The 18314-nt window shown below is 42.4% G+C and carries 13 protein-coding genes and 5 tRNA genes; 3 read left to right on the top strand and 15 right to left on the bottom strand.

Annotation, left to right across the window (positions count from 1 at the left end; all coding sequences use genetic code 11):
* Nucleotides 1–24 precede the first annotated feature (24 nt).
* Nucleotides 25–3915, bottom strand: coding sequence for an AAA family ATPase (locus J7384_RS15635; RefSeq protein ID WP_209115468.1), 3891 nt, complete (start codon nucleotides 3913–3915; stop codon nucleotides 25–27).
* Nucleotides 3912–5378 carry an exonuclease subunit SbcD gene (gene sbcD / locus J7384_RS15630; RefSeq protein ID WP_209115467.1) on the bottom strand — a complete coding sequence of 489 codons (1467 nt, stop codon included), beginning with the start codon at nucleotides 5376–5378 and terminating at the stop codon, nucleotides 3912–3914. The genes J7384_RS15635 and sbcD overlap by 4 nt, the downstream gene beginning before the upstream one ends.
* A gap of 134 nt (nucleotides 5379–5512) precedes the next feature.
* Here sbcD and J7384_RS15625 point away from each other — a divergent pair, with 134 nt between their 5' ends.
* Nucleotides 5513–5887 (top strand): VOC family protein, encoded by a 375-nt coding sequence (locus J7384_RS15625; RefSeq protein ID WP_209115466.1) that lies wholly within the window; start codon nucleotides 5513–5515, stop codon nucleotides 5885–5887.
* A gap of 256 nt (nucleotides 5888–6143) precedes the next feature.
* Here J7384_RS15625 and J7384_RS15620 read toward each other — a convergent pair whose 3' ends face one another.
* Nucleotides 6144–6872, bottom strand: a complete 729-nt coding sequence (locus tag J7384_RS15620) for a glutathione peroxidase (RefSeq protein WP_209115465.1) — start codon at nucleotides 6870–6872, stop codon at nucleotides 6144–6146.
* 231 nt (nucleotides 6873–7103) lie between these two features.
* Between J7384_RS15620 and J7384_RS15615 the strand changes: the two genes are divergently transcribed.
* Both J7384_RS15615 and J7384_RS15610 read left to right on the top strand, forming a co-directional pair.
* The gene (locus J7384_RS15615; protein WP_209115464.1) at nucleotides 7104–7472 is read left to right on the top strand and encodes a hypothetical protein; all 369 of its coding nucleotides are present in this window, start codon (nucleotides 7104–7106) and stop codon (nucleotides 7470–7472) included.
* An 8-nt stretch (nucleotides 7473–7480) separates the two neighbouring features.
* A complete protein-coding gene (locus J7384_RS15610) occupies nucleotides 7481–9295 on the top strand; it encodes a DUF4105 domain-containing protein (RefSeq protein ID WP_209115463.1) in 1815 nt (604 codons plus the stop codon).
* Between the two features lie 18 nt (nucleotides 9296–9313).
* Here the strand turns inward: J7384_RS15610 and J7384_RS15605 are convergent, their stop codons facing one another.
* The 12 genes from J7384_RS15605 to pal all read right to left on the bottom strand — a co-directional run bounded on the left by J7384_RS15605 (nucleotide 9314) and on the right by pal (nucleotide 18289).
* On the bottom strand, nucleotides 9314–9562 hold the full coding sequence (locus J7384_RS15605) for a DUF3081 family protein (RefSeq protein WP_209115462.1): 249 nt from the start codon (nucleotides 9560–9562) through the stop codon (nucleotides 9314–9316).
* A 17-nt stretch (nucleotides 9563–9579) separates the two neighbouring features.
* Nucleotides 9580–10620, bottom strand: a complete 1041-nt coding sequence (locus tag J7384_RS15600) for a zinc-binding dehydrogenase (protein WP_209115461.1) — start codon at nucleotides 10618–10620, stop codon at nucleotides 9580–9582.
* A gap of 170 nt (nucleotides 10621–10790) precedes the next feature.
* Nucleotides 10791–12932 carry a phosphate acetyltransferase gene (gene pta, locus J7384_RS15595; protein ID WP_209115460.1) on the bottom strand — a complete coding sequence of 714 codons (2142 nt, stop codon included), beginning with the start codon at nucleotides 12930–12932 and terminating at the stop codon, nucleotides 10791–10793.
* A 1-nt stretch (nucleotide 12933) separates the two neighbouring features.
* Nucleotides 12934–14142: an acetate kinase gene (locus tag J7384_RS15590; RefSeq protein WP_209115459.1), complete on the bottom strand. Its 1209-nt coding sequence runs from the start codon at nucleotides 14140–14142 to the stop codon at nucleotides 12934–12936.
* Nucleotides 14143–14348: 206 nt separating this feature from the next.
* Nucleotides 14349–14436, bottom strand: a tRNA-Ser gene (locus J7384_RS15585).
* 105 nt (nucleotides 14437–14541) lie between these two features.
* The gene (gene nadA, locus J7384_RS15580; protein ID WP_209115458.1) at nucleotides 14542–15579 is read right to left on the bottom strand and encodes a quinolinate synthase NadA; all 1038 of its coding nucleotides are present in this window, start codon (nucleotides 15577–15579) and stop codon (nucleotides 14542–14544) included.
* A gap of 421 nt (nucleotides 15580–16000) precedes the next feature.
* A tRNA-Lys gene (locus tag J7384_RS15575) sits at nucleotides 16001–16076 on the bottom strand.
* A 161-nt stretch (nucleotides 16077–16237) separates the two neighbouring features.
* Nucleotides 16238–16313, bottom strand: a tRNA-Lys gene (locus tag J7384_RS15570).
* A gap of 64 nt (nucleotides 16314–16377) precedes the next feature.
* Nucleotides 16378–16453: transfer RNA gene (locus tag J7384_RS15565), tRNA-Lys, on the bottom strand.
* Between the two features lie 254 nt (nucleotides 16454–16707).
* Nucleotides 16708–16783: transfer RNA gene (locus J7384_RS15560), tRNA-Lys, on the bottom strand.
* Nucleotides 16784–16927: 144 nt separating this feature from the next.
* Nucleotides 16928–17728: a tol-pal system protein YbgF gene (ybgF, locus tag J7384_RS15555; RefSeq protein WP_209115457.1), complete on the bottom strand. Its 801-nt coding sequence runs from the start codon at nucleotides 17726–17728 to the stop codon at nucleotides 16928–16930.
* Nucleotides 17729–17737: 9 nt separating this feature from the next.
* Nucleotides 17738–18289: a peptidoglycan-associated lipoprotein Pal gene (pal, locus tag J7384_RS15550; protein ID WP_209115456.1), complete on the bottom strand. Its 552-nt coding sequence runs from the start codon at nucleotides 18287–18289 to the stop codon at nucleotides 17738–17740.
* Nucleotides 18290–18314: the final 25 nt, after the last annotated feature.

Raw genomic sequence — 18314 nt, 5'->3', positions numbered from 1 at the left:
AATAATACAACAAAACTTTCTCAATTAGCGAGTAAATTCAAAGCACTTATCTAATCTGCTAATACCTAAACCAGCATTTTTGTGCACTTTAACTTGCACTGCAATGCGCTCTTTGAGTGAATCAATATGGCTGATCACCCCGATCATTTTGCCGCTGGCGTTAAGGTTATCTAAGGCATCAAGCGCCACTTCTAACGTATCGTTATCCAATGTGCCAAAGCCCTCATCGAGAAATAAGCTGTCGATACTGGTTTTATTACTGACTAAATCTGATAACGCCAGCGCTAGTGCTAAACTGACCAAAAAGCTTTCACCACCTGACAAGGTTTTTACATCGCGTTGGTTATCTGCTTGCCACGTATCTATCACCACCAAGGATAAACTCTCGCTGCTGTCTCTCGCCAACAAGTATCGACCGTGCAAACGCTCAAGTTGTTGGTTGGCTAGCGCTACTAAGTGACCAAGCGTAAGGCTTTGAGCAAAACGTCTAAATTTGGCGCCATCGGCAGAACCGATTAAGTGATTAAGCTCAGCAAGACTCACTAAGGCTTCGCGTTTTTGTTCGATTTCGCTCAGCAAAGTTTTTTGTTGAGTGCGCGCTTGTTTGTCTTGCTCAAGCTGCTGCTGCAGTTGCCCTTGTTGCTGTTGCAATTGTTTTAACGCCTGTTCGGAATTACTGAGCTCTGCAGCCAAAGCGTCATTGCTCAACGCCTGATGTTCGGCGTTTTTTTCTAATTTGCCTTGGTGCTGGCTTTGTTGCTCGCTAACTTGCTTAACTAACATCTCAGCCTGTTCAATTTCCTGCTCGATTGTTTTCGCCAGTTGTTCTAAGCGCTGCTGCTGGTCGGTGGGTAACAACGCGCGCTGAAACTCTTCAGTAGTAGTAAATACACTTTCTGCTAATGCTTGTTGCCACTGCGCTGTTGCTTGCTCAACTTGCTTGGCCAGCTTTTCTCGTTGCATTTGGTTAGCGCTGAGTTGCCCTTGGCTTTGCTCTTCAATTTGCTGCGCCGCTTGTAGCTGTTGTTGCCGATGGTCAAGTTGGCGCTGACTCTCAGTGATCAATTGTTTAAAGCGTTCGCGCTCTGCTGCCACTTGTTTGTCGGCAAATAACTGTTGTCGTGTTTTCAGCAAGGTTTGATATTGTGCTTGCGCTGTCTCTAACTCGGCTTTTTGTTGACCCAATTGTTCAGATAATTGTTTGAGTTTTTGTTCAACAACCGCTTGCTCTTGTAGCGTTTGATTAAGTGCCTGATTATTTTGTTCAAGCTCTAACTGTTTAAGACTGTATTGCTGCGCCGATTGGCTCATTTGTTCGAGCCATTCTTTGAATTGACTATAATTAAACTGACCAAGACTAAACTGGCTAACATTATCCCCATTAACATTAAACTCGTTGCTAGCAGTTTCCGTCATAAACTGGTCGATACTCACCTGATTGCTCTCGGTTAGTGACTGACGTAACTGGGCCACAATATCTTGTGACTGGGAATGGCTTTGCACCATTAACTTGCCAATTTGGTTTTGTTCTAACTGTAAGTTTTGCAGTTGCTGCTGCGCCTGCAAATCAGCCTGTTGCGCTTGGCTGAACGCCTGTTCGTGCTCAGCTGCGGTCTGTTGCAGTATTTGTATGCTTTGCTGGGCTTGCTGCTCTGCTCTTTGCGCCATGTTAATCACAGATAACTGTTGCTCTGTGCTATTTTTTACTTGCTCGAAAACCTCAGTCATTGATAAGACTAGATCGTGGCTAAGTAAGGGAGCTAATAGCGCTAATATAGTTTCTGGCACAGGCTCTGAGACAGATTCAGTGATAAGTTCACCTCGCTGACTGAGATCATTGCGCATTAACAATTGCTCAATTTTTGCCTTTGAATCCTGCCAGTGTTGTTCTAGCTCAGAAGCTCTGGTTTGATTTTGCTGATACTGCTGCGACAAACTTTGCTGTTGAGCATTAATTTCTAGCTCTTGCTGACTAAGTGCTTTACCTTCTAGCTCTAGCTGGCTAAGCATTTGTTTTGCCTGTTTGAGCCTGACTTCAGCATTACTGTCGGTTTGCGCTAACGACTTGTATTCTGCTATCGCCGGGTGTTGCTGGCTACCGCACAGCGGACACGCTTGTTCTGGCTGCAATTTATCGCGATGAGCAGCTAACGCCATAATGGTTTTTTCGTGACTAACTATGGTCTCTAAATCAGTAACGTGCTGCTGCTGAGTTTTGTAATCTCGTCGCTTGTCACTGAGCTGTTGCGTCACCTGAGTTTTTTGCTCAGCAAACTCGGTTAATTGTTGGTTGTAACCCTTGTTACTTTGGTTTAACTGGTCAAACTCAACGGCGTGCTGATGAGCTTGAATAACACTCGGCAATGCTTGCTGTAAAAGTTCGCCACAAACCAGCAGTGAAGATCTGCTAGCAAAGCCAAACTGTGCCAAACTAGCCTTGGCACTTTGCTCTGCGGTGACTATTTCTTGCTTTATTTCGTTAATGGTCGCTTGCGCATTCGTTAGCCTTGCTTGACTATCACTGACCCGTTTTTGATGACCAGCGATTTGTTCAGTAATATCACTGAGCGTATCTTGTTGAGATTGGTGATAACTCATTTGTTCAGAAAACTGCTGAGCAAGGTTTTGCCAAAGCGGCAATTGTGCCGCTGAGCTGTGCGCACTTTTGTGTTGCTCAAGCTCGTTTTGCAATGATGTTTGCGCTGACTTTTGCTGGTTCATTTGCTGCTCAAGCTGTTGCTGAGCGTCTTGCACTTGACTTACTTGCTGCTCAAGCTGCTGGCAATGCTGACTAATCTGCTGACCTTGCTCACTGAGTTGTTCGAGCTGATTATCGAGCGGGACGACTTGCTCATTAATTAATTGTTCACTCGTTTGCTGCTCGTTAACGAGTGCTTGATGGCTAGCTTGCTGCTCGGTAAACACTTGCTGTGCTCGCGCTTTGTCTTTTTTGAGCTCAGCTAATTGTTGATGGCCGTGTTCAACCGCTTGATCGAAGGCTTGTTGCTGCTCAGTTAACGTTTGTAGCGGTTGGAAAATCGCTCTGAGCTGCTCGGCTGGTTTGGCTTTTTCGAGCTTGGCAAGCTCATCTTGCTGGCGCTCTCGCTCAGCCAATGCTGTTTGTTGTTGCTGTTTAGCGTTTTCTAATTGCTGAGTAAGTTCCAGCTGACGCGTGCGCCAACTGGTTAATGCTTGCAGTGAGCGTAGCTGAACTGAGAGCCTTTTATCTTCGTCCTGTTGTCTTGTAATTTCTGCTGTTAATTCAGCAAGCTGCTCGGTGCTTAACAACTGCACCGCCGATTGTTTGGCCTCTAACAAAGAGAGCTGTTGCTGCTCCGCTTTGTAGTTTTGAAAAACTTGTTGTGAAACTACGCCATAAATTTCGCTGCCAGTCAGTTCTTCTAAAAGCTCAGCGCGATCATTCGCGCTTGCATTTAAAAACGCTGCAAACTGACCTTGCGAGAGCATCATAGATTTAGTGAATCGGCCAAAATCTAGTCCAGTAATTGAGGCTATTTGGCTGCGCACCGCTTGTAGTTTTTCAGCGATGATAGTGCCATCTAGTTTGGCAAGCTCCGCTTTCGGTGTTTGCAGATTACCATCAACGCTGTTTTTCGCTCGGCGCTGACTCCAAAAGGCGCGATAACCTTGTCCTTTAACCTCAAATTCCACCTCAGCTAAACAGCTGCTGGTACCGCGAGTCATCAACTGATTTTGTTTGTCAGATACCGTGAGCCTCGGTGTTTGGTGATAAAGTGCCAAACAAATCGCGTCTAAAATCGTGGTTTTACCGGCGCCAGTAGGCCCTGTGATGGCAAAAAGGGCGTTGTCATCGAATGGCACAGCAGTAAAATCGAGCCGCCAAGCCCCTTGCAGTGAATTAATGTTTTCAAAACGCAGGCTCAAAATTTTCATGATTTTGACTCCTGCCCGTTAGTTTGAACAACACTGCCTTGCCTTTCAGTTTGTCGAATTTGAGCTGATAGCTCCTCAGCCATGACGGCGACATTATTTTGCTCGCGAACTTGCGCAACAACTTGATTAAAAGCGTCAGACAACAGGGCGCGTTTGCTAGTGTTTTGCTCTGAAGACAATTCTGATGACGGCTCAGTTTCAAGCTCTAGTTCATCGAGTTTACTGCTAAACACTTCTTCAAGGCTGAGCTCCGACAACACTAACTTACTCGACGTTTGAGTCATTGCCTTACGCGCTTGTTTGCTGCGACGAACCAGCAAAATTTCAACCGAAAAATCAGCCAAAAGTTGATTTAATCGGCTTTGTAAATCACTTAAATAATCACTGGCACTCAACTCTATATCGAGCCAAGTGGTTGTCGCTTGCTCGGAACTCTTAGGTCGCTCAAGGCTGTTTACTTGCTCAGGGCTGTTAGCGTGCTCAGGGCTATTTTTTTGCTCAAGGCTGTCGGCGCGCTCAAGGCTGACAGCTTGTGATTGCTGTTCAAGCTCGGCAGCAACATCAGCAACTAAATTGGCTAAATCGGTTTTGACCATGGCAAGGGGCTGATAAACCGGAATTGAGATGCTCTCTACCTGCGTTAAACGCCCCTGTTCAAAGTTCGCAAGCAATACGGTTTTGGTTTGCTTGGCTTCGTCGAAACTCAAGGCAATTGGCGAGCCGCAATAACGAATATGCTCTGTTTTAGCTATTTTTTGCGGTTGGTGGATATGACCTAAAGCGAGATAATCGAACGCCGGCATCAGTTTAGCGGGATAAGCATCTAAAGTGCCAATATAAAGATCGCGCACTGATTCAGTGGTTTTAGCGCCAACCACGGTTAAATGTCCAGTGCCAATTATCGGCAGCGCTTGCTTATCAGTGGCGAGTTCATCCGCCAATTGTTGTGCCCGTTCATATAAACCTGAGTAACGAGCCGTTATCGCTTGTTGTAAATCCTGCTGTTTTTCTTGTGACGATTGCCCTGCCTTGCTAATTAGCACATCTCTCGGGCGAATATAGGGCAGCGCACAAATAACGGCAGCGGGCTCTCCATCTCGATTGTTGACGGCAAACACCATATCGTCGTCGGCTTGATTGGCTTGACTGACTACATGACAGCCCAGTGGTTTAAGCACTTGTTTAGCTTCTGACAACACCGCGACAGAATCGTGATTACCGGCAATGATCAGCAGCTGGCAACCGTGCTTATGTAGCTCAACAACAAAGTTAAAATACATTTCGCGGGCATAGCTTGGCGGTGTTCCGGTATCAAAAATATCGCCTGCGACAATCACTAAATCAATTTGTCGGGTGTCAACTTGGCTCAATAACCAATTTAGAAAATTTTGGTGCTCAACGGCGCGACTCTTGCCGTAAAAATTCTGCCCTAAATGCCAATCGGACGTGTGTAAGACTTTCATTGATAAGTATATTTAACCTGAATTCTGGTTAAGAAATTAATTAAATTGTATCGGAAAAATAAAACCCGCGCAGATTTACTTGTACAAATTATCCGTTTAGCTATGGTTATAAGTATTGATTCGGAGGCGTAAAAATGACAAATCAAATTGTTTGGGTGGACATTCCAGCGACTGACCTAGATCGCGCTATCGCATTTTACAGTGCATTACTTGGCACAACGGTAAAAAAAGAGTCCTTCAATGACTGTAGTTTTGGCCTACTCCCTCATGCCGATACTAATATATCGGGTTGTATTATTCCGGCACAGGCAGACGATATATCGACCAAAGGGCCTTTGGTATATTTAAACGTCAGTGGTCGAATCGATCAAGCGATAGCCGTCGCTGAAAATCAAGGCGGGCAATTATTAGAGCCTAAGCTAAATATGGGAAACCACGGTTTGAGAGCCGTGATATTAGATTCAGAGGGTAATCGAGTCGCCTTACACAGCGCGCCAACCAGCCAATGAAATTATACCAATTTCAATAAATATGTGTTCGTTCTAGCTGGTTATAATCGTCATTAACTGCGTTATTATTTTTGAAATTAGAACAACTAGTTACGAAAAATAATGCCTTGTTACTGAACAATTTTGCCTGCGCTATAATTGCTCGCCTAGTTAATTCAAATGGTATTACTAAAAAATAAGGCCGCTAGTTTAACAAACTAGCGGCCTTATTTTTACTGTTGGATGGTCATTCAGTGTCAGTGACTAAATGACAATATTAAGCGAAGTGCGCAGCTAAATCGTCGCTACCGCCGATGTGTTTACCATCGATAAACACTTGTGGCACAGTATCGCGGCCTGAAAGCGCGCGTAAGCTCGAGATAGAAACTTCTTCGCCCAAAGTTAATTCTTCGTACTTAAAGCCTTTTTCTGTCAATAGTGCTTTTGCTTTTGTACAGAATGGGCAGTTTGGTTTAGTAATCAAACTGACTTGTTCTTTTTGCACGGCGTCTGGGGCAAGGTAAGCAAGCATAGTATCAGCGTCAGAAACTTCAAACGGGTCGCCTTCAACTTCTGGTTCGATAAACATTTTTTCAATCACGCCATCATTAACCAGCATTGAGTAGCGCCAGCTGCGTTTGCCAAAGCCCAAGTTTTCTTTGTCGACTAACATGCCCATTTTTTCGCTAAACTCACCGTTACCGTCAGGTAAAAAGGTAATATTGTCAGCGTCTTGGTCTGCAGCCCAAGCATTCATTACAAAGGTGTCATTTACTGAAAGACAAATGATGTCATCTACGCCTTGTGCTTTAAACACATCAGCCAATTCATTGTAGCGCGGCAAATGAGTTGATGAACAAGTTGGCGTGAACGCGCCAGGTAATGCAAATAAAATGACTTTTTTACCAGCAAATAATTGCTCAGAAGTCACTGTTTTCCAATCGTCATTAACGCGAGTTGGAAAACTAACTTGTGGTACTGATTGTTGCTCTTTTGACACTAACATGGCTGTTCCTTTTGGATAAATATATAGGTGTTGTCTCAATCTCAAATAAGTATATCAATAAGACTTCACAGATAAAGATATATAAATTGATTAATTCTATAGTTTTTTTAGATTAGACGACGTAATTACCAATTTTTTTGAATAATTTGTTTTTAATTGTAAATTTTTTGTATAATCTTGAGCGGAATAAAACAGGAAACCCAATACTTGGGATTAAATATAGGAAAAATAATGAAAAAAGCAGTTATTACTAGTATTGCAATGGCAACGTCTCTTTTAGCTTCAGGTTGTGCAACAATTCTGACTGAAGATGAACATAAAATTAATGTTTCTACTAGCACAGGCCAAGAAGTTACCGTACAAGTAGATGGGAAATCATTCCAAGCGCCTGGTATCGTTAGTGTCAAGAAAGAGAAAAATGACAAAGTTCTAGTTACAGATGCTGAAGGCTGTACTAAACAAACTAACTTAAACAAAGAAGTTGAACCTACTTTCTTTGTTAACATTTTAAGTGGCGGTGCGTTTGGTTCAACGACTGACTACGCTTCTGACAAAATGTGGAAATACCAAGACTCAGTGACTATTACTTGTAAGCAGTAATAATTGCAATGCGTAAATCACTAACAGGAAGCATTTATGCTTCCTTTTTATTTTTTAGCCAATCACTATTTGCCTATTCCGCCGAAGAAATATCGGCACTTGCTATAGAAAAAAACTTACATCAATCGAAAACTTGGCGAGCTTTGTTGCACACCCAAAAAAATGAGCCTAGTATTCACGACCAAAAGTTCTTGTTATCTCACAAAAACTTTTCGCTAAAGCAAGAGCTTGTCGAAACAATAAATTACCTAACAAAATTTGAAAGTTGCAACTTTCCTGCAAGACGAATGTTTATCCTAAACAGTTTGTCTTTGCCAAGCAGCAGCTTTAGGACAGGTAATTGTCCCGATTATCAAGAATTTCTAGAACAAGTTCCCATTGATAACATAGATCTCGTCTATACCTCTGAAAACTTGACCCAACCAAGTAGTATGATGGGACACATCATGCTCAAAATGTCTGGTGCACGAAAAAATAACGTCAACGTTAGTCATGCCATTTCATTTTTCACTGAACTCAACAGTATTAATGTTCCCAAAATTATTTGGGACAGCTTAGTTACGGGAAAGGAAGGCTATTTTCAAGTATCGCCATATCAGCCTAAAGTTGATTATTACCTCAATGAGGAACAACGAAGTATTTGGGAATATCAACTTGAATTAACAACCGCTCAAACAAAGCTAATACAAGCCCACCTATGGGAGTTAAAAACAGCTAAACTCGACTACTTTTTCCACACTTACAATTGCGCGACTGTAACACAACAAATCCTCGCGATAGCCAGTCCAGCATTAGAAAATGAATCGCAACACTGGTTAACTCCTGTCGATGTAGTAAAAAACGTTGCTGCTGCCGGCATGATAAACAAAACGCGTGTTATTCCCTCAAATAAGTGGCAATCAAAAATGCTACAGGAAGCATTAAGTAGCCCACAACAAGCAGTTGTTAACGAATTTATTGACACAACATCTCATGATAATTTTTCCAAATACGACGAGAAAACACAATTTCTCATGTGGAACCTTGCCAAGTCAGTAAATGACTTAAACTATCAAAAACGAGAAATATCACAACAGCAATGGCATGAAAAAAAACAAGAAATAACTCGTAAAAAAAGTCAATTATCTAAAGACTATGTTATTGATCTTACAGATTACAGAACGCCATTGCTAACGCCTCCTGATAGTCAACTTTCAGCTGGTTATGTGCGCCGACAAAACAAAAACTGGTTAAAACTAAGTTACTTGCCGGCATCTCATAAAATTGAAGACGACAACCGACAATTTTTTAGTGAGAACGAATTGTCACTTTCTTCTATATCCTTACTTGTTTCTGCAGACGACAATAACGTCAAGCTTGACGAGTGGCTTCTATATTCGGTGAGATCTCTTGTCCCTTGGGACAAATTTACTCGCGGCGTTTCAGGAAATTTGAAATTTGGCTTTGAGCAACATCACGATCAAACCTTAGATACTAGCTTAGCGGCAAATATATCTGGAGGCTTGGGGTATACTTATGCCTTGTCAAAAGATCTGAATGTGTTTGCCATGCTTAATTTAGGGGTTGGCGTTCGCGATAAACCTTACTTATACAGCTTTCCAGAGGTTGGCGCTTACATATACGAAATATTTGATATGAAAACCCAATTGTCATTTAAGTTACTGGACAACCAACGCAGGTCTCAATTTGTCCAGAAACAGTTTTCGTTAAATCAATCACTGTACTTTGAAGACGATATATCCTTTATCGTTAAATACCAAAAAACTTGGAATAATTACAACGACGATAAACAGGTAATTGCAGAAGTGAAATATCAATTTTAGCACCTTGCTAAAATTGATTTATTTCAACCGGATTAATTTCTTCATAAACTTATCGAGCTCTTCATCACTGTCGTAGTCAAAGTGATATTTGTTGTGAAAATAAATGGTTAATGTCACTTTGTTGTTGGCTATTTGAAGTGTATAGCCATCAAAGTCTGACCAAGCTTGTAAGCCTTGGTAGTGATAATTGACGTCCCGTTTGTCGCCGTATTTGGTGATAATGTTAAAGGCATTTAACGCCAGTTTTATATCGAGTTCGTTCTGCATTCAAATAACCTTTTTGCCTAAACATTAGGTTTTAAAATAACTTTGCCATCACTTTTGTTATCTGCGTAATGATCGAGGGCGGGACCAAAATCGTCAAAATTTACTTCTGCGTAAATATCGGTCTCAAAAATGCCTTGAGCAAACAGCTTTTGCACCTTTCGGCTTAAACTAATCACTTGCCATGGTTTGGCGCGTTTCATATAGGTTAAGAGCCAAAAACCTTCAATGCGAATATCTCTAAAGATAACATCTGCAATACTGAACAAACCGCCTAATGGATCATGTGTTTCGGTTAATCGGCCGTAAACAATTGCCGTTGAACCCGTCGGCATTGCCGATAGTACGGTTGGCGTATCATCAACAGCGACGGCATCGAGCAACACTTTTGCGTGAAACTCTCGACAGCTTGCCTTCAGCACTTCTTTGTAATCATCGGCACTGGTCAATAATACTCTATCGGCTCCTAGTGCTTTTAGCGGTGCAATGTTGCTTGATGATCTAACCGTTGCGATGGTTTTTATACCTTTGAGCTTAGCGTAGCGAATCACTCCTTTACCCACTTGGCTGGCGGCAGCATTTACCACTATAGCTTTACTGCCAAGCTCTATTGCTCGCTCAACTAGACATACTGATGTGCAGGGATTAACAATAATGGTTGCCGCTTGGCTATCGGGAACGTCATCGCGAAGTGGCAAACAAAAGCTCGCTTTAGTGACTGCATATTTAGCCCAAACACCATCACATTGTTGATCAGCAGAAACAGCCACTCGTTTACCAACTAACCACTTGCCATACAGCCCCGCATTGGCTTTAACAACAATGCCACAGCCTTCAAAACCTGCATAGGCATTAGCTTTTGGTGGTAATCCGTATTTGCCCATCAAATAAACAAGATCCGATGGATTAACTGGTGCCGCTAGCATTTTAATTAATACTTGCCCAGGCGCTAACGTTGGAATGTCTTTCTTAACTAAGGCAATTCGTTGTGAAGACGGGATTTTATCCTGTGTGCTATCATCCGCATTTGTATTGACCAAGGCAAAGCCGAGATTATCCATAAAGTTAATAATAGGTTAATGAACGTGATGTTCATCATGAATGAAACTTGGATATTTGTCTAACTTACCAGAAGGGAATAAAAGTTTGCGTCATTGAGCAACTAAAAGCAAAGTGATAAACAACCCAGTATTGGTTGTTTATCACTTACGTCTATATTGATAATAAATAGTTAGTGTTGCGCGGCTTGAATCGCGGTAAGTGCTATGGTGTAAACGATATCTTCAACTAAAGCACCGCGAGATAAGTCGTTTACTGGCTTGCCCATACCTTGCAGCATAGGACCAATACTGACCAAATCGGCGCTACGTTGAACCGCTTTATAGGTTGTATTGCCCGTATTCAAGTCAGGGAAAATAAATACTGTTGCCTGCCCTGCTACTGGGCTGTTTGGCGCCTTTTTACGAGCGACATTAGCCATAACGGCAGCATCGTATTGCAGAGGGCCATCAATAAGTAAGTCCGGACGCTTTTCTTTGGCAATCTCGGTCGCTTTTCTCACTTTTTCAACATCGTCACCCTGACCTGATGTCCCTGTGCTGTAGCTAATCATTGCAACTTTCGGTTCGATACCAAAAGAAATAGCCGATTCAGCTGATTGAATCGCAATGTCAGCCAATTGCTCAGCGGTTGGGTCTGGGTTAATCGCACAGTCACCATAAACCAATACTTGCTCAGGTAACAACATGAAGAAGACTGAAGAAACTAAACTGCAATCTGGCGCGGTTTTAATCAACTGCAGTGGTGGACGAATAGTATTGGCGGTTGTGTTTACTGCGCCAGAAACCAAACCATCAACCTCGTTTTCGGCTAACATCATAGTGCCAAGAACGACAGTATCTTGTAATTGCTCTTCGGCAACAACATCGGTTAAGCCCTTGTGCTTGCGAAGCTCTACCATTGGCGCGACGTATTGGTCGATTATCGACTCCGGTTCAACAATGCGAACATAATCGTTGAGTTCAACACCTTGGTGCTCGGCAATACGCAGTATTTCTTGTTTGTCGCCCAACAACACAGTGCGAGCAATTTTTCGTTCACCACAAATTGCCGCTGCTTTTATCGTTCTTGGTTCGTTACCTTCCGGTAATACGATAGTTTTATTGGCTTTGCGGGCGCGCTCAGTCAATAAGTACCTAAATGCAGGTGGTGACAATTTGCGATGTTGTGACTCGGCCTCTGCAAATGAAGTAATCCACTCTTTATCGATGTGCTGAGCGGTGTGGTTCTTCACTTTTTCAATGCGTTGCTCATCATCAACTGGTACTTCAAAATTAAAGTGTTGAAGCTTAATTGATGTTTGCCAGGTATCGCCATCGGTCAGTAATAAAGGCACGCCAGTGCCTAACGCTTGCTGACATAACTTCATAATTTTATCGTCAGGGGTAATACCACCCGTTAATAAAATTGCGCCAATCTTAATACCGTTCATCACAGATAAACAGGTCGCGACAATGACATCACTGCGATCACCCGGTGTCACAATTAGTGTGTTCGGGTTAAAGTGACTCAACATATTTGATACTGTGCGGGCACAGAAATTGATTGAACGCAAACGCCTGTGTTCATAATCACCTTCATTGAGAACTTCAGCATTCATAAATTCGGCGAGATCTTTCACTCGCGGTGCCACCATATCAAACTGCCATGGCACTATGCCCAACAAGTTAAAATGAGATTTGATGAACAACGGTAGTGATTTGATGCGTTTCACTTCTTGTAAAAAGTGCTGCTCAGTTGGTAATTCTTTAACATCTAAGCCGATGTGGCCGTATTTGTCTGTTGGCGGTGCTACTTTGTTAAAAATACAACCGAGCACTTTTTCGTTGTTGATACCGCCATAGTGATTAATCGCAATTTCCAACAAATCTTCCAAATGCTCATTTGAATAAGTACTTGGCGTTGTCACAAAAACAACATCAGCACCAATGGCGCCGGCAATCATACGGTTTAAGCGGTTGATATACCCCTTGTCTCTGGTTGGTACTAAACCTTCAACGACAACGATTTGACCATCGCCAGCATAAGACTGCAAACGACCGACAATTTCTTCAAGTAAGACATCAGCGCGACCGTCTGAAAACATTTGCTCGGCAAATGATAAATCCAGTGGTCTTGGTGGTTCGATGTTACTGGTGTTACGAATAATTTCTGTCGATTTTTCTGGCCCCATGTCATTGTCGCGAGGCTGAGAAATAGGTTTGTAAAAACCAACATCTATCGCTTGTTGTTCAATAGCACGAACCAAACCTAAACTAACAGAGGTTAAGCCAACACTACTGCCAACGGGAATTAACATTATTGGTTTCGCCATGTTATTTCTCCTCGCTCAATTGCGCTAATCTCAATGCGTCACTGGCAATAACAAATTCTTCATTAGTTGGAATCACCAACGCTTGAATACCGTCATTACGACAAATGCTGCCGGCAGCACCAAAACGCGCGGCAACGTTAGCAGCGTCATCCAACTCTAAACCTAAAAAGCCAAGCTGGTTAATCACCTGCTCGCGAATATAGTCAGAATTCTCGCCAATACCGCCGGTAAAAACCAAGGCATCTAGGCGGCCAACGGCGACCATATAAGCGGCAATTTGCTTGGCAAGTTTATAGCAGAAAATATCAAGCGCTAACTTGGCTGCCTGATTGCCATCGAACATGGCTTCTTCAAGTGTGCGACAGTCGTTGCTGATTTCAGACAGACCTTTCAAACCACTTTCTTTGTTAAGTAAGTTGTCGAGCTGTTGAGTCGAGTAATCAAGCGTTTCCGTTAAGTAATAAATAATACCCGGATCAATATCACCGCTACGCGTGCCCATAACAACACCCGCGAGTGGTGTTAACCCCATCGACGTATCAACGCTCTTACCCGCCTTTATCGCCGCCACTGAGCAACCATTGCCCAAATGCGCTGTAATCACGTTTGTTTGGTCCAGTGGCTTTTGCAACATTTTGGCGGCTTCACCACTGACATAGCTATGGCTAGTGCCGTGAAAACCATAACGGCGAACCCCGTGGTCGCGATACAAACTCTTAGGCAATGCGTACAAATACGCATGCTCCGGCATAGATTGGTGAAAAGCGGTATCAAACACCGCAACTTGCGGTAAATCGGCAAAACTTTTTTGTGCTGCTTCTATGCCCACCAAATTAGCTGGGTTGTGAAGCGGTGCCAACTTAGCAACCTTGCTAATTGCTGCTTTAACGTCATTATCAATCAAACTAGATTGTGTAAAAGTTTCACCACCGTGCACGACGCGGTGACCAACGGCCGTAATTAACTCAGTCAGTTCAAATTGATGAATTAATGCAACTAGGCTGTCAATAGCTTGCTGATGCGAAGCGCCCTCAGGCAAGTCTTGTTTGGTTTTTTCATTGTTGAATAACCATTTTAACCTTGCATCGCGCTCCCCCAAGCACTCAGCTAAACCTGAAAAAATACTTTCTCCAGATTGACCGTTAATAATGGCAAACTTCAAAGAAGAACTGCCACAGTTTAAAACCAGAGCATGGGGTGTTTTCGACATTAGATCCTCAGCAGAAACAGCAAGATAGATAAAAAGACAATTATAGAGTAATTACTCGGCAAATACCCGAAAATAGATCAAAAAAATTGCTTTTAAGTATAGAAGATGATTGTAAGTATATAACCAATAATTAAGCGCAAATTTTAACGTGATAAAGAAAAAAGAATTAGGCTTTATTGGAAAAAGGCGGTTAAACAAGAAAACAATGGCGGTGAAGGAGGGATTCGAACCCTCGATACCTTGCGGTATACACACTTTCCAGGCGTGCTCCTTCGGCCACTCGGACACTTCACCACTATGGCTTTTAACGGGCGTTAAAAGCTGCGCTATGTTAGAAAAAAAGCCTTGCTAGTGCAAGGCTATTTTACTGAATAACAAGATATTCTTTATTGTTGCTTACTATTTATTCGCAGCGGAGAAATCAAGCATGCGATTAAGCGACTTTAACGCGCCGTCACGTAATGACATATCGACAAACACTTCTTTACCTTCTGGGTTAATTAGTGCCTGTTCAATTTCAGCCAAGCCATTCATCGCCATCCAAGGACAGTGAGCACAGCTACGACAGGTTGCACCATCGCCTGCAGTTGGCGCTTCAAAAAATTCTTTTTCAGGGCAAAGTTGCTGCATTTTGTAGAAAATACCGCGGTCTGTTGCAACGATAAATTTTTTGTTTGGCAATTCTTGCGCCGCTTTAATTAGCTGGCTTGTTGAGCCAACCGCATCGGCCAGGTCAATAATTTCTGCTGGTGACTCAGGGTGAACAAGCACGGCAGCGTCTGGATGTAAATGTTTCATATCGTGTAACGCTTTCGTTTTAAACTCGTCGTGAACGATACAAGCGCCCTGCCACATCAGCATATCAGCACCCGTTTGCTTTTGGATGTAGTTGCCTAAATGGCGGTCTGGGCCCCAGATAATTTTTTCGCCATTGTCGTCAAGGTGTTCAATGATTTCTAGCGCACAAGACGAGGTAACAATCCAGTCAGCACGAGCCTTGACGGCTGTTGAGGTATTGGCATATACCACAACTGTGCGATCAGGGTGTTGATCACAAAAAGCATTAAACTGCTCGATTGGACAGCCTAAGTCGAGCGAACAGGTGGCTTCTAGCGTCGGCATCACTACAGTTTTCTCCGGTGTTAATACTTTTGCTGTCTCCCCCATAAAACGGACACCGGCAACAATTAACATATCAGCAGAGTGCTGATTACCAAAACGAGCCATTTCAAGAGAGTCAGCAACACAGCCACCAGTTTCTTCCGCCAACGCTTGAATTTCAGGGTCTGTGTAGTAATGGGCAACTAAAACCGCATTTTTTTCTTTTAACAAGCGTTTAATACTTTCTTTGTATTGTGCTCTTTGATCGCTAGTTAACGGTTTTGGCTTTGCAGGAAACTGAAAATCTATGTCGACTGCAAGGTTGCTTTGTGCCATATCAACTCTCTTGGTAATAAAAATGAAACCGCGGAATTATACGCGAGATAGCGACGAAAGTGTATATACGGATAGAGAATTTAGGATAACGGCAGGCTATAGCGACCCAAATAGACATGGTGGTTTACTATGATTGAGTTAGCATCAAAATTCGATCTAAGCTATTTAAGCGTAAAACTTAGCTTAGATTTTTGTATTTTTAGGAGAGTTAAACAATGTAAAAAAGCAGCTAGACAGCAATAATCTGGAAATTTAACTTAGATTAGGACCAAGCGTTAAAAGCCTTGGCTTTCACTGCTTACGCTTATGCTCACTTGAATAAGTGGTCGGTCGTGAAAGCTTTGAACCCTCGACCGTAAATTAGGTATAAGTGTTAAAAGCCTTGGCTTTTACTATTTTAAAATAAATTATTTCAAGAAGGTGGTCGGTCGTGAAGGATTTGAACCTTCGACAAATTGGTTAAAAGCCAACTGCTCTACCAACTGAGCTAACGACCGATGATAGATATTTATATTCTGAAATGTCACTCTTTGAACTAATACACAAATTAATCTAAAAGAGTGTTCGATCGAGAGGTTTGTCCTTCGACCTTTAATTTGAATAATAGCGTTAAAAGCCTTGGCTTTACTTTACTCAAACTATTTCACTCAAAAAAGAGTGGTCGGTCGTGAAGGATTTGAACCTTCGACAAATTGGTTAAAAGCCAACTGCTCTACCAACTGAGCTAACGACCGATGATAGATATTTATATTTTGAAATGTCACTCGTAAAATTAATGCAAAGATTAATCTAAAAGAGTGGTCGGTCGTGAAGGATTTGAACCTTCGACAAATTGGTTAAAAGCCAACTGCTCTACCAACTGAGCTAACGACCGATGATAGATTTCATATTGTCCGGTATATTACGCTGACAATTAACGCAAGGATTAATCTGAAAGTGTAATAATTTGAAGACCTTAATCTTCAACCTTAACTTTGATATAAAAGTTAAAAGCCTTAGCTTTAATTCTTTATACACTCCACTTTAATAAGTTTTCAGTCGTAACGGTTTAAACCTTTGACTTTAATTTAGGTATAAGTGTTAAAAGCCTTGGCTTTCATTACTTATAACTAAATCACCTTAAGAAAGTGGTCGGTCGTGAAGGATTTGAACCTTCGACAAATTGGTTAAAAGCCAACTGCTCTACCAACTGAGCTAACGACCGATACCGAATTGCGCTGAACGTCTCCGTTCAACGCGGGGCATATAATACTGATAATTTTTTTTAGTGCAACAATAAATTCATCTTTTTTATCAATATTTGTTTGTTCGAACAAAAACAGAACACAATGAACAACTTATAAACAAACTACTGACTAATTGATGCTAATCTTGGTTTTGCAAGCTGCGCTGCACTGGTGTTTGGGTATTGTTCAATCACTTGGCGATATAAGACAATCGCTCTAGCGTTATCACTTTGCTTTTGAGCAACCATTGCCAACTTCAACAAGGCATCGCTGCGTTTGTTTGAGTCTTGAAATTGATCAACAACTACTTCAAATTCTTGCTTAGCTTCGGCGAGTTCGCCTTTATTAAACAACAATTGCCCTAACCAGTAATGAGCATTGGCTGCATAAGTAGAGTTAGGATACTTTTTGTTAAACGCTCTAAACTCTGGAATTGCCTGCTCGTAACGCTTGTCTTTTAGTACCATATTGACAGCGCGATCATATGCTTCGTTTTCAGTTAAGTTATCGCTATAACTCACCTGCGGTGTCGCACTCGCTGGCACATTGGGTGCGGCGATAGTGGCGGGAACAGGTGCACTTGCAGCTTGATTAACTGACTGCATGCGGCGATCTATTTCTTGGTAGAGTTCACGCTGACGATCGAGAATTTGACTGAGTTGGTGAGTATGAAGCTCTGTCACCCCTCTAAGCTCATTTACTTCGTCTTGTAGTTCGTTAAGCTGACGTTGAATGGTAACTTGAGCTCGATTACGAGCGTCGAGCTTGCGCTCAAGTGAAGATAATCGGTCTGTTACGCTGGCTTGTGGTAGGTTGTTGTTAGCGCCACTAACATCGATAACCGGCGCCGGAGACTGAGCTGCCAAGACAATAAATGCCCCAGCAGCCAGTGGAGCGCCCAATAAAACTTTATTCAGTTTCATTCAGGTCTCTTATTTGTATACTAATACCGCACGACGATTTTTAGCGAACGCTGCTTCAGAGCGATCTTTTACCATAGGCTTTTCTTCGCCGTAGCTAACGACAGATAATTGGTTAGCATCTACGCCTAACGCTTCTAAGTAGCTAACAACTGCTTTTGCACGACGCTCACCTAAAGCAATGTTGTACTCAGGTGTACCGCGAGCATCAGTGTGACCTTCAACCAATACACTCTTGTCGCTGTTAGCTGATAAGAATTTTGCATGAGCGTCTAATACGCGAGCAAACTCGTCACTTACTGTAGACTTGTCAAATTCAAAGTAAACAATGTTTTTAGCTTTTAATTCAGCAATTGTCTTGCGCTTGATTTCTTCAATACGCGCTTGCTCAGCTGCCGCAGTAGCTTGAACAGTTGCTTGTGTTTGAGCAGCGCTGTTAGCTGCTGAATTAGTGTCAGTTACTTGAGCATCTGTGCTATCAGAACCAGTGTTTGATGAACAAGCCGCTAATGCCATTAAAGGTAAAGCTACAGAGATAGCTTTAAGAGTTTTATTCAAGCGCATTTCTTTTTCCTTATAATTCATGTAA

Source organism: Endozoicomonas sp. G2_1 (genome assembly GCF_017744155.1).
Taxonomy (GTDB): Bacteria; Pseudomonadota; Gammaproteobacteria; order Enterobacterales; family Alteromonadaceae; genus JAGHQT01.
Note: the sequence above shows the minus strand (reverse complement) of the source record. Positions and strands in the feature narration are given on the sequence as shown.

Coding starts and splice junctions, on each gene's coding strand:
- nadA (WP_209115458.1), bottom strand. CDS start 15,579: ATGGCACAAAGCAACCTTGCAGTCGACATAGATTTTCAGTTTCCTGCA.
- J7384_RS15635 (WP_209115468.1), bottom strand. CDS start 3,915: ATGAAAATTTTGAGCCTGCGTTTTGAAAACATTAATTCACTGCAAGGG.
- sbcD (WP_209115467.1), bottom strand. CDS start 5,378: ATGAAAGTCTTACACACGTCCGATTGGCATTTAGGGCAGAATTTTTAC.
- J7384_RS15600 (WP_209115461.1), bottom strand. CDS start 10,620: ATGGATAATCTCGGCTTTGCCTTGGTCAATACAAATGCGGATGATAGC.
- J7384_RS15590 (WP_209115459.1), bottom strand. CDS start 14,142: ATGTCGAAAACACCCCATGCTCTGGTTTTAAACTGTGGCAGTTCTTCT.
- J7384_RS15610 (WP_209115463.1), top strand. CDS start 7,481: ATGCGTAAATCACTAACAGGAAGCATTTATGCTTCCTTTTTATTTTTT.
- J7384_RS15615 (WP_209115464.1), top strand. CDS start 7,104: ATGAAAAAAGCAGTTATTACTAGTATTGCAATGGCAACGTCTCTTTTA.
- J7384_RS15620 (WP_209115465.1), bottom strand. CDS start 6,872: ATGTTAGTGTCAAAAGAGCAACAATCAGTACCACAAGTTAGTTTTCCA.
- J7384_RS15605 (WP_209115462.1), bottom strand. CDS start 9,562: ATGCAGAACGAACTCGATATAAAACTGGCGTTAAATGCCTTTAACATT.
- J7384_RS15625 (WP_209115466.1), top strand. CDS start 5,513: ATGACAAATCAAATTGTTTGGGTGGACATTCCAGCGACTGACCTAGAT.
- ybgF (WP_209115457.1), bottom strand. CDS start 17,728: ATGAAACTGAATAAAGTTTTATTGGGCGCTCCACTGGCTGCTGGGGCA.
- pal (WP_209115456.1), bottom strand. CDS start 18,289: ATGCGCTTGAATAAAACTCTTAAAGCTATCTCTGTAGCTTTACCTTTA.
- pta (WP_209115460.1), bottom strand. CDS start 12,932: ATGGCGAAACCAATAATGTTAATTCCCGTTGGCAGTAGTGTTGGCTTA.